The organism is Rhizobium sp. Root483D2, from assembly GCF_001426685.1.
Lineage (GTDB): Bacteria > Pseudomonadota > Alphaproteobacteria > Rhizobiales > Rhizobiaceae > Pararhizobium > Pararhizobium qamdonense.
Genome location: NZ_LMFB01000038.1, coordinates 67,703 through 81,543 on the forward strand (window position 1 = coordinate 67,703; position 13,841 = coordinate 81,543).

Below are 13,841 nucleotides of genomic sequence, written 5' to 3' on the forward strand. Positions count from 1 at the left end.
GCAGGACCGGTCTTTACCGCGATTTAACCCTGTCGAGGCACTGTGCGAGCTGCAATCCAGAACCGCTTTCAGACGCGCGCCGCGCAGCCGGGTCCGGATCGCTCTGGGCGGTGGATGAATGGCAAAAGCCGCCAGCCTCTTCGCCGCCAGCCACGGATAACCGCCTTGCGCCAAGCAGACGCCAGAACCATCATACCGCAGGCAGCGCCCGAAGGGGCCGCAGCAATGATGCGGGCTGCAACGACATTCCTGTCGGGCTTTGGCCTGTTCATCATGATCTTCAGTCTCAATCCGTTCATGGGCGACGTCGTATCTGACGGCAATCCCGGGACGACGGCGAATGTCGTCAACCAGATCGGCTATATCGGGCTCGGCGCCCTGTTCATTTTCTTCATGCTGGCCACCGTTGCCCCGCGCACCTTGCTGCAACTGGTCTCGCCGAGCTGGCTGATCATTTTTGCCATCGCCTATTTCTCCTGCATGCAATCCTATGATCCGGCCGCTTCGGCGCGCGGCGTGACGCTCAGCCTGGTCGCCATGCTCATCGTTGCCGGCGTGCTGGTCTTGCCACGCAGCGAGAAGGAATTTGTCGAGGCCTGTGCCAACGCGGTGCTGCTCCTGCTCGTCATCAATTATGCCGCCCTTGTTCTCCTGCCCGAAAGAGCGATCCATCAGGCGTCTGCGCTGGAGTCCTGGCATGCCGGCTATTGGCGCGGCCATCTCTCCCACAAGAACGTGTCGGCCCCGGTCTTTTCGGTGCTCGCCATGTTCGGCATCTACTGCCTTCGCTCCGGCGCGCGGTTGCGCGGCTGGGCGATCACATTGCTTGCCGTCATCTTCGTTCTGCATACCGGCTCGAAGACGACGATCGGTTTCCTGCCGCTGGCAATCGGCATCGTGCTGTGCGGCAGCGCCATCCGCAGCGCCGGGGCCATCGTCGCCGTGCACCTGTGTTTCGCCGCGCTCGTTACCTGCCTGACTGTCGGCACGATCTACTCGCCCGGTTTGCACGCCATGACGGCAGCCGTTCTGGAGGATCCGACCTTCACCGGCCGCGATGCGATCTGGCAGTTTGCGTCCGAGAGCATTGCCGCCCATCCCTGGTTCGGCCATGGCTATGCCAGCTTCTGGCAATCCCCGGTCATTCGCGGCATGGAAGCCAATGTCGAAGCGGATTGGGACGTACGCGGCATCGTATCGGCGCATAATACCTTTCTCGATGCGCTCTTGACCTTCGGTATTCCCGGCGGGGCGGTGATGATCCTGCTTCTGTTCGTCAAGCCGCTCATCGACTATCTGCGCGCCGCCCGCCGTAGCGGCAGCCGCAATTTCTCCGAGTTCTGCATGATGGTCATCATCTTCATGACCTATAACGGCATGATGGAATCCTTCATCCTCAACCGCGCCGATCCGCAATGGATGCTGCTGGCGCTGGCGGTTTTCGGCCTGAACATGGCAGCGCATTGCAATCTGCGGCGCAGTGCGGATTGAGAACATCCGGTTTTGCAGGGTTGCAATCATATAAGGATATCTTTATATGATTGGAAAACCCGATGAGATCAGGATTTCCCATGACCGTGCACGCCAATCCGCTTTCCGACCTGCTCGCCGAAAAAGGCGTGCTTCTCGCCGACGGTGCGACCGGAACCTCGCTGTTTGCGATGGGTCTGGAAGCGGGCGAGGCCCCGGAACTCTGGAACGAAGCCAAGCCTGACAACATCACCAAGCTGCATCAGGATTTCGTCGATGCCGGCGCCGACATCATCCTCACCAATTCCTTCGGCGGCACGCGCCACCGCCTGAAACTGCACCAGGCCCAGGATCGCGTCTACGATCTCAACAAGCGCGCAGCCGAAATCGCCCGTGCCGTTGCCGACAAGGCGCCGCGCAAGGTGATCACGGCCGGTTCGGTCGGCCCGACCGGCGAGTTGCTGATCCCGCTGGGCGCCATGAGCTATGAGGATGCGGTCGAAGCATTCGTCGAGCAGATCGAGGGTCTGAAGGCCGGCGGCGCCGAAGTCGCCTGGATCGAAACCATGTCGGCCGCAGACGAAATCCGTGCGGCCGCAGAAGCCGCCGTCAAGGTCGGACTGCCCTATGTCTATACCGGTTCGTTCGACACGGCCGGCAAGACCATGATGGGCCTGCATCCGAAGGATATGTTCGCGGTCGCCCAGGACATTGGCAGCGGTCCGGTTGCAACCGGCGCCAATTGCGGCGTCGGCGCGTCCGACATCCTGTCGTCGCTGCTCGACATGACCGATGCCAACCCGGAGGCCAATATCATCATCAAGGGCAATTGCGGCATTCCGGAATTCCGCGGCTCGGAAATCTATTATTCCGGCACGCCGCCGCTGATGGCCGACTATGCCCGTCTTGCCCGCGATGCCGGCGCAAAAATCATCGGCGGTTGCTGCGGCACCTCGTGCGAGCATCTGGCCGCGATGCGCGTGGCGCTCGACAGCTACGTGCCGGGCGAACGGCCGACCGTTGAAACCATCGTCGAGCGCATCGGCCCGATGCGCAACAAGACCGCCAACGAAGGCCCCTCGGCCCCGGCCCGCGAACGCGGAAGCCGCCGCCGCGGCTGAGACATCTCGACCTACGCCCAAAATCAGGGAGCCTGAAAATCGGATGATTTTTAGGCTCTCTTTGTTTCAGGCCGTGGCAGCAGCCTGGAAGAAGCGGATATAGCCATCCTTCAGGCCCGGCTTGATGCGATCCGTCATCATCAACGCCAGATGAAATATCGAATCGATATTGCGCTCCTGCTCGATCAGTCCGGCGAGATAGACCACCACCTCGTCATAAACTTGAGCATTGGTCCGCACGCTCTTTAAGAATTCCGCCATGGCGAGCCGTCCGTTCATCAACAGCACCTCGCCGCGCTCCGCTGCAGTGAATTGCAGCGAGCGGCGAAGCGCCAGTATGTGGATGTCGAGGAAACGCAGGAGAGCGGCATATTTTTCACTGTCCGCAGGCAGTCCCGCCTTTTCATAAAGATCGCTTGAGGCGGCGGCGATGCCGCTTTCCGTCACCCATTTGCCGAGATCGTAGCGGTAGATCAGCGACGGATCATGGATCATCCGGCCGCTGGCGATCAGTGCGAAAGACAGGCTCCAGTCGCAATAGCCGCCCCTGGTCGGATGTGCGCGGGTGAAGAACTGGAGCAACGGCACGAACGTGCTCGTCCGGTATATGCTGTAGAATATGCTGTTATTGCCCATCACCTTGCGGGAGAATTCCTGCAACCGTTCGGCAGGATTTGGCGCATCGATCGTATAGCGCTCCGTCTGGCAGACCCCGCCTGCAGCCGTCCAGATCTGCGTTTGCGGACGAATACCCGCCACGTCCTGCGGCAGCGACGACAGATCGACCTGTGTTTCGCCGGCGCTGAAATGGATTTCATCGTCGTCCCCCATCGGCAGCAGGAACGGCGTATCAGCCAGCGACATCGCTTCCAGCCAATTGCCGGACGCATCTGCGCTTTGTGAACAATGATAGACCAGATCGGCCGAACGGTTTTGAAGAAACGCCCGCTTTTCCGGATCACGGGAATTGTCGGACACGATCAGTTTCGCGCCGGTTTTCCCGGCATAGGCGAGCGCACTCTCGATCGCAGCGCGCGATGTCGTCAGAGGCCGGTTGCTGGGCATGCAGATCGAAAGCTGGGCCACTGGTCTCTCCGTCCCTGAAGACGCCCGGACGCCTTTTCGGCAAATCCGCCGCTTATGGGACCAGAACATTGCTTTATTAGCACTGCCAAGGATGTGCCAGCCTTGCTTGCCGCGCCTCAATCCAGTTTTGCCCCAGCCTCGGCCCGTAAAGTTCCTCACAATTGACCCGCCGATCACGAGAGAAAGCCAAGAGATGAACGGTACAGCCGCCCCGTTTCCCGCCCGCGATGCCGTTGCCGAAAAGCTGGCAGCTCTTGGCGACAGCGAGAAATCCTATCTGTTGCTGCTGATGGAAAATGCCGCACAGGATGAAAACCTGATCGAAAGCCTGTACCGCCAGCTCGATCTGGCCTCGACCGCGAAATTGCTGAATTCCCTCAAGCTCGAAAAACTCGGCGAATGGCTGGGGTCGAACGCCCCTGCTCGGCTGCAGATCCGGCTGATGGAGGCGGCCAAATCCAGCCAGCATGCGGCCTACCAGGCACTTCGCACAGGCCTGGTGCGTTCCGGCGGACTGGAAAAGGCCTATCCGAAAGCGTGAATGCATGAGAGCCATCGGCTGAACGCAAGACTCCCTCCGTTTGACCAGAGGGCGTTTGCTACCATCCAAACCGGTGCCTCACTCTCCGCTGAGGCTTTTGGCGAGCCGCACCAGATTGAGGAATTCCGCCCGGTAGCCATAGGCATCGCCACCCCTTGCGCCGGACGCAAGGTCGAGGATCGAACGATAGGGATAGGCGGATACGGCATCCGTTCCGCGCAGCTTCTGGCCAAAGGCCGCGACGGCGATGGAGAAGCGGATATCCTCGCCAGCCTGAGCAAGCGTAGCCACCGCATTGCTTTCCGTCACCGGCGTGGTGATGAGCTTGCTTGTCTCGCTATCCGGCTGCTTGTAGCGGATTTTCAGGAATGCCAGCTCGCCGGATGGCTGAGTTGCCTGCGCTGGCGCCGCGCCATAGCGCAGGTCGTCGTTCAATACCGCCGGGCTCCCCTTCGGCGTGATCTCGTAAACAGCGGTGACGCGGTGGCCGGAGCCGATATCGCCGGCATCCACCTTGTCATTGTTGAAATCCTCCCGCTTCAGCGCGCGGGTCTCATAGCCGATCAGCCGGTATTCGGCGATTTGATCGGGGTTGAACTCCACCTGGAATTTCACATCCTTGGCAATCGGAAAGAGCGACGATCCCGCCTCCTCGACCAGTGACTTCTGCGCTTCGGCCAGCGTATCGATATAGGCGGCGGTGCCATTGCCGTTCTGCGCCAGCGTCTGCATCAGCGCATCGTTGTAGTTCCCCCGGCCAAAGCCGAGCACCGACAGGAAGATGCCGCTCTTGCGCTTGGCCTCGATCGTCGCCTTCAACGCCTCATCGCTCGACGGACCGACATTGAAATCGCCGTCGGTCGCCAGCATGACCCGGTTGACGCCACCCTTGACGAAAGCCTGCTGGGCCAGATCATAGGCCGCCTCAAGCCCTTGCGCACCGGCCGTCGAGCCGCCCGGCTGCAGCGTGTCGATCGCCGTCCGGATCTTCGCCTTGTCCCTGATCGCTGTCGGCTCAAGCACCGTGCCGGCATTGCCGGCATAGGTAACGATGGAGACGGTATCTTCCGGTTTCAGTTTCTCCACCAGAAGCCGGAACGCGCTTTTCAGGAGCGGCAGCTTGTCCGGCTCGTCCATCGAGCCGGAGACATCGATCAGGAAAACCAGATTGGCACGCGGCGCGGTGGCCGGAGCCACATCGTACCCCTTGATCGCCACATGCATCAGCCGCGTATGCGTATTCCACGGTGTCGGAAGGACTGTGACGGTGGCCTTGAACGGCGCATCCTTGCTGTCTGGACCCGGCCAGTCATAGGGGAAATAATTGATCATCTCCTCGACCCGCACGCTGTCGCGGTCCGGCATCTGCCCGGCCATCAACGACCTGCGCACCAGCGAATAGGACGCCGTATCGACATCGGCCGAGAAGGTGGAGACCGGATCGGTGGCGACGGATTTGACCGGATTGGCGTCCACCGAAGTGAACCGGTCCCGGTTTTCCGCCGGTTGCGCGAGGGTATCGACCGGTGCGGGTGACCGCATGATGCCGGCACCCGATCCACCGGCCATCGATTGCGTCGCGATCGCAGGCGGTGCCGCAGATTGCTTACTCAGCGACTGGCGCGCCGCGTCGAATTCGGCCTCCTGCTGTGCAGGCTCGGCTGCCGGGTTGCCGATCATGACTTTAATACCGCCTTTGCGCCGCGCTTCCCGTTCGACCGCCAATTTTTCGGCAACCTGATCAGCCAGGGTGCCGGAAGGCTCGGCTGCCGTCTTGCTCCGCTCAGCGAGCGTCTCTGACGTGGATTCGGTTAAGGGTTTCGCCGGCGCCATTGTCTTTGCGTCAGTCTGTTGTGCCTGAACGCCGGTTGCCGGCTCGACCTGCTGTTCCCCTGTCGCCACCGGCAAACCCTGCCGCGTCAGCTCCAGCGTGAGAAAAGCGGCGGCTGGCACCACCAGAAACGTCGCAAGGGCCGAACCTGAGAGGAATTTTCTGTTCATGACGGAACTCCATAGTCTGTTGATCATGGAGCTTCGACGCCGGCCAGCGGCATTTCCTTGGGTGGCCTGCGCAGTATTTCCGGCTTCGTCATAGGCGGCCCGCGCCAGCGACAGCGCACGGGCGCGTGCCGCCTGCGAAGGCTCTGGCGGGCGCATCCGACCCAGGTTTTTCAGATCGTCGTTCATCACACCGTCTCCCTGCCGAGCAGGATTTTCAAACGCTTGCGGGCTTCATGCACATGCCAGGACACGGTTGCCTCCGAACATCCCATGACATCTCCAGCGCCAGCATGCGACAATCCCTCGCCATAGACGAGCAGCACGGCGTCGCCCTGTTTTTCCGGCAATTGCCGCACGGCCGCCCAAAGCGCCTCGGCCTGATCGTGGTTGTCGTTGGCGGCGTCGCTGGTCGGGTCGGCAAGGTAGTTTGCAGCATTGCGCCGTTCGCGCGACTGGCTTCTCTGGTGGTCGCGCGCCGCATTCACGGTCAGCGTATAAAGCCAGGTGCGAAAACGGCTGGCGCCGCGAAAGGTCCGGATCGCCTGAGCAAGCTTCAGGCACACCGTCTGGGCGATATCCTCGGCATCGACGGCATGACCGGACCAGCGCCAGGCGATGGAATGGACGAAATCATAGTGCCGCTCCACCAGCAGGCCGAAGGCATGCCGGTCGCCGTTTTGCGCCCGTTCGATCAGGTCCTCATCCAAATTCGCCGCCCGGTTCCATTGCAATTAAGTATGAGACGTTCGGTCTTGGCCAATCCTTGGGCCGGATCGACATTATTTTTGCAAGCCCGGCATTTTTCGCGTCACAGCGATGATCGGCCCCATGGGATGGATATTGTCGTAGCGATCGAGTGCCGGTGAAAACAGGCTGGAGATCGACCCATCCAGAAACAGCGCATTGGTGCAACCGAGTCCGTCGCGAAACAGCGTCGCGAAATCATGGAAGCGTACCGGCTGCAGCGACATGGCGAAGATTGCCATGCCGTTCTGATCGACGCCGGCACCATTGCGGATCTGCAGGCTGTCGCTTTGCGGCAGAAACGCCGGATGCAATTGACCGTCGATGACAAGCATCGGTCCGGATTGGGTGGCAAAATCGGGCTTCATCGCCGCATCCACATAGGCCTCGGTTTCGAGCACACCGGCCCGGCCCTTTTCCAGGAAGAACACGCCATTGGGCTTCAGATAGAAATTGCCCCAGCTATGTCCCCGGTCGAGCGCCTTGCGCTCGATACCATCCGTCACGAGCAGCCCGACCGATGACAGGTCACGCTCGTACATGCCGCCGTTCATGGCAAATTCCAGGTACTCGCCCTCTTGGCGCAGATCGCGCAGAAGCGGTTCAAAGCCGCCATAAGGCTGGCCATCGCGGCCGCTATGAACGATGCGGATGTCGCTCGCGGCCGGATCGAAGCTGCAGACGGCATAGCTCTGCGTCAGGTGCATAACCTTACGGCAGGCGGCCTCGGCTTTCCCGGCGGCAAGTATGGATGCGGTCATGGCCAGTCCGATGCTGACAGCTGCGTACGATAAAGAACCAAACATGCTCACCTCATGTCACACGCACACGATCCTGTCGCGCGACAACAGCAAAATGGAGGCAGACACTCTATAAACCCAGCGCATCCATATGAAAACGCAGCTGTTGTGCACTGTAGCGATAGGTGCTGCCGGCCGGACAGGCGTTGCGGGCGATGCAGCCGGTCTGCATGCACCCGGCTTGGCCCACCAAGCTTTTCAGGTGGGTACGGCACGGCATAACCTGGAATCCTGCCGCGAGAATGGCGTTTGCCGGACAGGTTGAAAGGCACGGCTTGTCGAGACAGTGGTCGCAGGGATGACTCTGACTGACGGAAGTATCCGCCACAAGATGACGGTCGAAACCGAGAGCGCCGCGATATCCATGCCACAGGCCATAGTCAGGATGAATGAGAATGCCGAGCGGCGACGCCTTCAGCCCTTCCGCCCGCATCGCCCATTGCTGGAACGGCTGAAAGGGCGGATCGGACGGAAAATAAGCGGTGGCGCCGAGTTGCCGTGCCACAGGCGTGATCACCGTTTTCGACCAGAGATCCAGCGGATTGTCCCCGCCGCGATCCGGAAGACCCTTGCGCCAGCGCTCAAAGGCCGGCCAGATCGAGCCCCCGATGTTTCCCATGAGGACAATGGTTCTGGCCGCCTGCCCGTTGGTCAGCACAGGTGCCGGTTCGCCGTCGGCAAACGAGACCGTTCCGCGCAAAAAAACTCCGTGCGGCGCAAGCGCTGCACGGAGTTCGTTCAAGACATCGCTGGATGCCACGGGACCGCTCATTTCGGTTTCGGCCCCTGCCTGTCGTAATGTGGGCGCCAGACTTCCTTTTGGATGAAGTCTGCTACTTGCGCCGCTCCGCCTTGCTCCCTGGCTTGTTCGGGCTCTCTTCAAGTGAAGGCGTCGGGCATCGAATCCTTCTTCTTGGCGATGAAATCGAGCAGGGCCTCGTCGATCGCGGCATCGAGCGGCGGGCGCTCGTAATGTTCCAGCCAGCTGCGGGCGAGCGCATTGGCGCGCTGCTCGACGCGCTTCTCGCCCTCGATTTCCCACTGTTCGAACGAATTGTTGTCGGCGAGTGCCGAACGGTAGAACGCCGTCTGGAAATTGGCCTGCGTATGGGCGCAGCCGAGATAGTGGCTGCCGGGGCCGACTTCGCGGATGGCGTCGAGCGCCTGCGCATCCACGGACAGGTCCACGCCCTCGGCCATTTTCTGCATCATGCCAAGCTGGTCCTGATCGATCATGAACTTTTCATAGGACGAGACCAGACCGCCTTCGAGCCAGCCGGCGGCGTGCAGGACGAAGTTCGTGCCGGCAAGCAGCGTCATGTTCAGCGTGTTGGCCGATTCGTGGGCTGCCTGGGCATCTGGAACCTTCGACCCGCAGAGCGAGCCACCGGTTCTAAACGGCAGGCCGAGGCGGCGGGCAAGCTGGGCTGCGCCATAGGACACCAGCGACGGCTCCGGCGTGCCAAAGGTCGGCGCGCCCGATTGCATGGAAATCGAGGCCGCAAACGTGCCGAACAGCACCGGCGCACCCGGCCGGATCAGCTGCGTGAAGGCGGCACCGGCCAGCACTTCGGCAAGAATCTGCGTCAGCGTTCCCGCAACCGTCACCGGGCTCATGGCGCCGGACAGAATGAACGGCGAGACAACACAGGCCTGATTGTGCCGTGCATAGACCTTCAAGGCGCCGACCATCGTTTCGTCGAAAACCATCGGCGAGTTGGCATTGATCAGGTTGAGGGTAACGCAGTTGTTTTCGACGAATTCGTCGCCGAACACCAGCTTGGCCATGGCGATCGTGTCTTCGGCGCGTTCCGGCGCCGTCACTGAGCCCATGAACGGCTTGTCGGAATATTTGATATGGCTGTAGACCATGTCGAGATGGCGCTTGTTGACCGGGATATCGACCGGCTCGCAGACCGTGCCGCCGGACGAATGCATCGACGGCGCCATATAGGCGAGCTTCACGAAATTGCGGAAATCCTCGATCGTCGCATAGCGGCGCTGGCCTTCGAGATCGCGCACGAAGGGAGGGCCGTAGACCGGTGCGAACACCGTCGCCTTGCCGCCGATCTGGACGTTGCGCTCAGGGTTGCGCGCATGCCAGGTGAAGGTGGACGGCGCGGTTTTCAACAGCTGACGGCACAGGCCCTTGGGGAAATGCACGCGCTGCCCGCGCACATCGGCTCCGGCCTGTTTCCACAATGCCAGTGCCTCTTCGTCATCGCGGAACTCAATGCCGATTTCCTCGAGGATAAGGTCGGCATTGGCCTCGATCAGCGCCAGGCCTTCCTCGTCGAGAACCTCATACTCGCGAATTTTGCGGGTGATATAGGGAAGCGATGGCGGTGCGCCGCCGCCGGTGCGCGAAGCACGGCGGGCTGCGGCCCCCCGGCCCTCGCCGCGCGAACGGCGTCCGCCGGTATCTTCCGTTTGCTCGGTCACATCTGCCATGTCTTTGTCCTCTCCCGCGCCTCACCGGCGCACATCTCGAGCCTATGCTACCAAGCCTTCACATCCGAACGGTTCTCAATGCGCCAACGGGTGGCGCAACTCGAACACGATCGCGCGCGCAACCTGATCCGGCTTCAAGGGCCCAGCAGGTCTTCAGTGCCGATATCATATTTTCTAGCCTCGGCATCAGGCAATAGACTGTTTTACCCAATGCGGCGAGTGGTGAAGCGGAGCGATCGCCCTGCCGTCGTTTTTCATCGTATGCGGCGTCGCTTTCGAAAAGAGCTTTTGCCGCCGGTAAAGCTAAGTATAGTAGCTGCGTCGGGGAGGTTTGAGCCTGACAGCGCCAGGAACCGAGGAAAACCATCATGGCAGACGACGAAATCATTCTCGAGGATCTTTCCGACGACGAACTCGTGCAGCAGATGCACGACGATCTCTATGACGGCATGAAGGAAGAGATCGAGGACGCGACCAACATTCTGTTGAAGCGCGGCTGGGTTCCCTACGACATCCTCACCCAGGCACTGGTCGAAGGCATGCGGATCGTCGGCGTCGATTTCCGCGATGGCATCCTGTTCGTTCCCGAAGTGCTTCTTTCGGCCAATGCCATGAAGGCCGGCATGTTCATCCTGCGCCCGCTTCTCGCCGCCACCGGCGCACCAAAACAGGGCAAGATGGTCATCGGCACCGTCAAGGGCGATATCCACGACATCGGCAAGAATCTGGTCGGCATGATGATGGAAGGTGCGGGTTTCGACGTCATCGATCTCGGCATCAACAACCCCGTCGAGAACTATCTCGACGCGATCGAGCGCGAAAAGCCGGATATCCTCGGCATGTCCGCCCTTTTGACCACGACCATGCCTTACATGAAGGTCGTGATCGACACGATGAAGGAAAAGGGCATGCGCGACGACTATGTCATCCTGGTCGGCGGCGCACCGCTGAACGAGGAATTCGGCAAGGCTGTCGGCGCCGATGCCTATTGCCGTGACGCGGCTGTTGCCGTCGAAACAGCCAAGGAATTCATGAAGCGCAAGCACAATCAGCTGGCCGGCGCCTGATCAAGCGAATTTGAGCATGCAAAAACCGGCCGCGCTGATGAACAGCGCGGCCGGTTTTCTTATATCGAACCCAACCGTTTAGTTGGCAGCGCGATCGACCTTGCGGCCGGCATCCTGGGTCGCATCCACGGTATTGGCTGCATCAGCACCCATGCCGCGAATGGTATTGCCGCACGAAGCGAGCGTGGTGACGGAAAAAAGCACGAGACCGATTGTGGCGATTGTCTTTGCGGTCATGGGTCGGGTTCCTTATTGTGACGGATAACGTTGGCATGGAAGAAAGATCTTCGGCTATGGAACGCACGAAAACGGAAAAAGTTCACGTCATTGCGTGTGGCGCGATTGCCCGTGAAATTCTGGCCGTCTGCGAAGCCAATAAACTCGGCCATATCGACCTCGCCTGTCTTCCCGCCATCTGGCACAATACCCCCGACAAGATCACGCCCGGCATCAAATCCGCCATCGACAAGGCCCGCGCCGAAGGCTTCGGCCGCATCTTCGTCGCCTATGCCGACTGCGGCACCGGCGGGTTGCTTGACAGGCTTTGCGAAGAGGAAAAGGTCGAGCGCATCGCCGGACCGCACTGTTTTTCCTTTTTCGCCGGCAATGCCGCCTTCGAGGCCGGGTGGGACGAGGATTTCACGTCGTTTTTCCTGACGGATTTCCTGGCCCGCCAATTCGAGGCGTTCGTCATCGAACCGCTCGGCCTCGATCGCCATCCGGAATTGCGCGACATGTATTTCGGCCATTACAAGAAGCTCATCTATCTCTCGCAGGTAGAAGACGAAAAGCTGCAGGAAAAGGCCCGCAAGGCCGCCGGAATGCTGGGGCTTGACTATGAATACCGGTTTACCGGTTACGGCGACCTGACACCCGCACTTCTGCACGCTTAAGCGCCCTGAAACCTTCTGGCATCTGGAAACCTTCTGTTAGCCTTGCTCACAATTTTGCTTCAAGCGCTGCATTTGATTTAAGTGCATCGTAACGGCCTGCCGTCAAAGTCGCCCGAACAACCACAAGAATAGGTGACGGGGATGACGGACATTTTCGCAACGGACCTTCCGGCAAGGGCACAGAGCCACCATCCGCAGCAATTGTCCCAGCTCCTGCGCAATCTGTCGCTCAATGCCGGTTCGAAAATTACCTTGCGCGACCTTGCGATTGCCATGGAAGACCGCTCCTTCGGTGCCTTCCTCGTCGTCTTTGCCCTTCCCAACCTCATCCCGCTGCCGCCGGGTGCCACCTTCATTCTCGGCCTGCCGCTGATTTTCGTCGCCTGGCAGATGTTTGCCTCCCGGCGCAGCCGCATCTGGCTGCCGAAACGCATGGGCGACTATGCCTTTGACAACGCTACGTTCTTCGTCTTCGTCAACCGCATTTCGCCCTGGCTCCAGCGCGCCGAAACGCTGATCAGGCCGCGTGGCTGGTTTTTGGGCAGCCGTCTGGCCGAACGGCTGATCGGCCTTCTGGCGCTTGTCCTGGCGGTGGTGATCTTCCTGCCCATTCCCTTCGGCAACTGGCTGCCGGCTTTCGCGCTCGCCGTGATCGGCTTTGCCCATATGGAGCGGGATGAACTGGGACTTGTGGCAGGCGCCCTGATCGGCATCATTTCGCTTGCTGTCGCCGCCAGCGTCATCCTCGCCGCCGGCGCAGTCCTCGCCTTCATGATCTGAGACGGACGGTGATCACCGACATGAGCTCACCCGCCAACCGGAAGATCGTCATCGTCACGGCCGGCGGCCGCAATCCCCAGATCCTGATCAATGCGATCGAAAGCCATTTTGGCGATGTGACCGTTCTCTTGGAACAGCCGGAATCAAAAAAGCTCTTTCTCAAGCGCCGCATCCGCAAGCTGGGGCCGATCACAGCCGCCGGTCAGTTTGCCACCATGGCAGCCTCAAGGTTCGGCAAGCGTTTGACCGAGACCCGCAGCGCGGAAATTCTGGGTGACTACAAGGCCGATGACCGTGAAAATCCGGCCATTCCTGTGATCGCGGTTGATTCGATCAACACGCCGGAGGCAGTCGAACAGATCCGCGCCATCAGCCCGGCAGTCGTCTTTCTCGTCAGCTGCCGCATGCTCTCCGTCACGACGCTGGCAGCCATGCCCTGCCCGGTCATCAATTTCCATGCCGGCATCAATCCCCAATATCGTGGCCTGATGGGCGGATATTGGGCACGCGTTGAAAATGACGAGGCAAATTTCGGTGCGACCATGCACCTGGTCGATGCCGGTGTCGATACCGGTGGCATTCTCTACCAGTCGCGCATGACGCCGTCGAAAAACGACACGATGCACACCTATCCGCTGCTGCAGACGGCAGCGTCCACCGGCATTGTCCTCAGCGCCGTCGAGGATGCGCTTTCGGACAATCTCAAACCTCTGCCGCCAAACGGCAATTCCCGCCAATGGTATCACCCGCCGATCTGGACATGGCTCTGGAATGGCTTCTCACGCGGCATCTGGTAGTTATAGTGCCAACGCCGGGGACAAGTCGCTTTTGAGCATGACGCGCGTCGTGCCAAGGTGAGCCATGACGTGGCAAGATGCGCATTGTCG

At 60.5% G+C, this 13,841-nt stretch carries 14 protein-coding genes; 7 read left to right on the plus strand and 7 right to left on the minus strand.

All coding sequences use genetic code 11. The features are described from left to right. Nucleotides 1-165: 165 nt before the first annotated feature. Both ASD32_RS23335 and bmt read left to right on the plus strand, forming a co-directional pair. A complete protein-coding gene (locus tag ASD32_RS23335; RefSeq protein WP_060640430.1) occupies nt 166-1,491 on the plus strand; it encodes an O-antigen ligase in 1,326 nt (441 codons plus the stop codon). A gap of 80 nt (nt 1,492-1,571) precedes the next feature. Then, the gene (bmt, locus tag ASD32_RS23340; protein WP_060640431.1) at nt 1,572-2,591 is read left to right on the plus strand and encodes a betaine--homocysteine S-methyltransferase; all 1,020 of its coding nucleotides are present in this window, start codon (nt 1,572-1,574) and stop codon (nt 2,589-2,591) included. Nucleotides 2,592-2,657: 66 nt separating this feature from the next. Here the strand turns inward: bmt and ASD32_RS23345 are convergent, their stop codons facing one another. Then, on the minus strand, nt 2,658-3,677 hold the full coding sequence (locus tag ASD32_RS23345) for a hypothetical protein (protein ID WP_060640432.1): 1,020 nt from the start codon (nt 3,675-3,677) through the stop codon (nt 2,658-2,660). A gap of 193 nt (nt 3,678-3,870) precedes the next feature. On the opposite strand from ASD32_RS23345, the gene ASD32_RS23350 reads away from it, so the two are divergent. Further along, nucleotides 3,871-4,218 (plus strand): hypothetical protein, encoded by a 348-nt coding sequence (locus tag ASD32_RS23350; protein ID WP_060640433.1) that lies wholly within the window; start codon nt 3,871-3,873, stop codon nt 4,216-4,218. A gap of 78 nt (nt 4,219-4,296) precedes the next feature. Here the strand turns inward: ASD32_RS23350 and ASD32_RS23355 are convergent, their stop codons facing one another. The 5 genes from ASD32_RS23355 to ASD32_RS23375 form a co-directional block, all read right to left on the minus strand. Further along, complete coding sequence (locus ASD32_RS23355; RefSeq protein ID WP_060640434.1) at nt 4,297-6,405, minus strand: VWA domain-containing protein; 2,109 nt, start codon at nt 6,403-6,405, stop codon at nt 4,297-4,299. Beyond that, a complete protein-coding gene (locus ASD32_RS23360; RefSeq protein ID WP_060640435.1) occupies nt 6,405-6,926 on the minus strand; it encodes a sigma-70 family RNA polymerase sigma factor in 522 nt (173 codons plus the stop codon). Before ASD32_RS23360 ends, ASD32_RS23355 begins: the two co-directional genes overlap by 1 nt. 72 nt (nt 6,927-6,998) lie before the next feature. Then, on the minus strand, nt 6,999-7,724 hold the full coding sequence (locus ASD32_RS23365; protein ID WP_060640512.1) for a phosphodiester glycosidase family protein: 726 nt from the start codon (nt 7,722-7,724) through the stop codon (nt 6,999-7,001). 109 nt (nt 7,725-7,833) lie between these two features. Next, nucleotides 7,834-8,535 (minus strand): 4Fe-4S dicluster domain-containing protein, encoded by a 702-nt coding sequence (locus tag ASD32_RS23370; RefSeq protein ID WP_060640436.1) that lies wholly within the window; start codon nt 8,533-8,535, stop codon nt 7,834-7,836. A gap of 107 nt (nt 8,536-8,642) precedes the next feature. After that, nucleotides 8,643-10,214 carry a trimethylamine methyltransferase family protein gene (locus ASD32_RS23375; RefSeq protein WP_060640437.1) on the minus strand — a complete coding sequence of 524 codons (1,572 nt, stop codon included), beginning with the start codon at nt 10,212-10,214 and terminating at the stop codon, nt 8,643-8,645. A gap of 368 nt (nt 10,215-10,582) precedes the next feature. On the opposite strand from ASD32_RS23375, the gene ASD32_RS23380 reads away from it, so the two are divergent. After that, a complete protein-coding gene (locus ASD32_RS23380) occupies nt 10,583-11,281 on the plus strand; it encodes a B12-binding domain-containing protein (protein WP_060640438.1) in 699 nt (232 codons plus the stop codon). 78 nt (nt 11,282-11,359) lie between these two features. Here ASD32_RS23380 and ASD32_RS23385 read toward each other — a convergent pair whose 3' ends face one another. Beyond that, nucleotides 11,360-11,518 (minus strand): hypothetical protein, encoded by a 159-nt coding sequence (locus ASD32_RS23385; RefSeq protein ID WP_060640439.1) that lies wholly within the window; start codon nt 11,516-11,518, stop codon nt 11,360-11,362. A gap of 35 nt (nt 11,519-11,553) precedes the next feature. Here ASD32_RS23385 and ASD32_RS23390 point away from each other — a divergent pair, with 35 nt between their 5' ends. The 3 genes from ASD32_RS23390 (at nt 11,554) to ASD32_RS23400 (ending at nt 13,751) form a co-directional block, all read left to right on the plus strand. Next, nucleotides 11,554-12,174, plus strand: a complete 621-nt coding sequence (locus ASD32_RS23390; RefSeq protein ID WP_060640440.1) for a DUF1638 domain-containing protein — start codon at nt 11,554-11,556, stop codon at nt 12,172-12,174. Between the two features lie 141 nt (nt 12,175-12,315). Next, nucleotides 12,316-12,954, plus strand: a complete 639-nt coding sequence (locus ASD32_RS23395; protein ID WP_060640441.1) for an exopolysaccharide biosynthesis protein — start codon at nt 12,316-12,318, stop codon at nt 12,952-12,954. Nucleotides 12,955-12,974: 20 nt separating this feature from the next. After that, nucleotides 12,975-13,751, plus strand: a complete 777-nt coding sequence (locus tag ASD32_RS23400) for a formyl transferase (protein WP_060640513.1) — start codon at nt 12,975-12,977, stop codon at nt 13,749-13,751. Nucleotides 13,752-13,841: the final 90 nt, after the last annotated feature.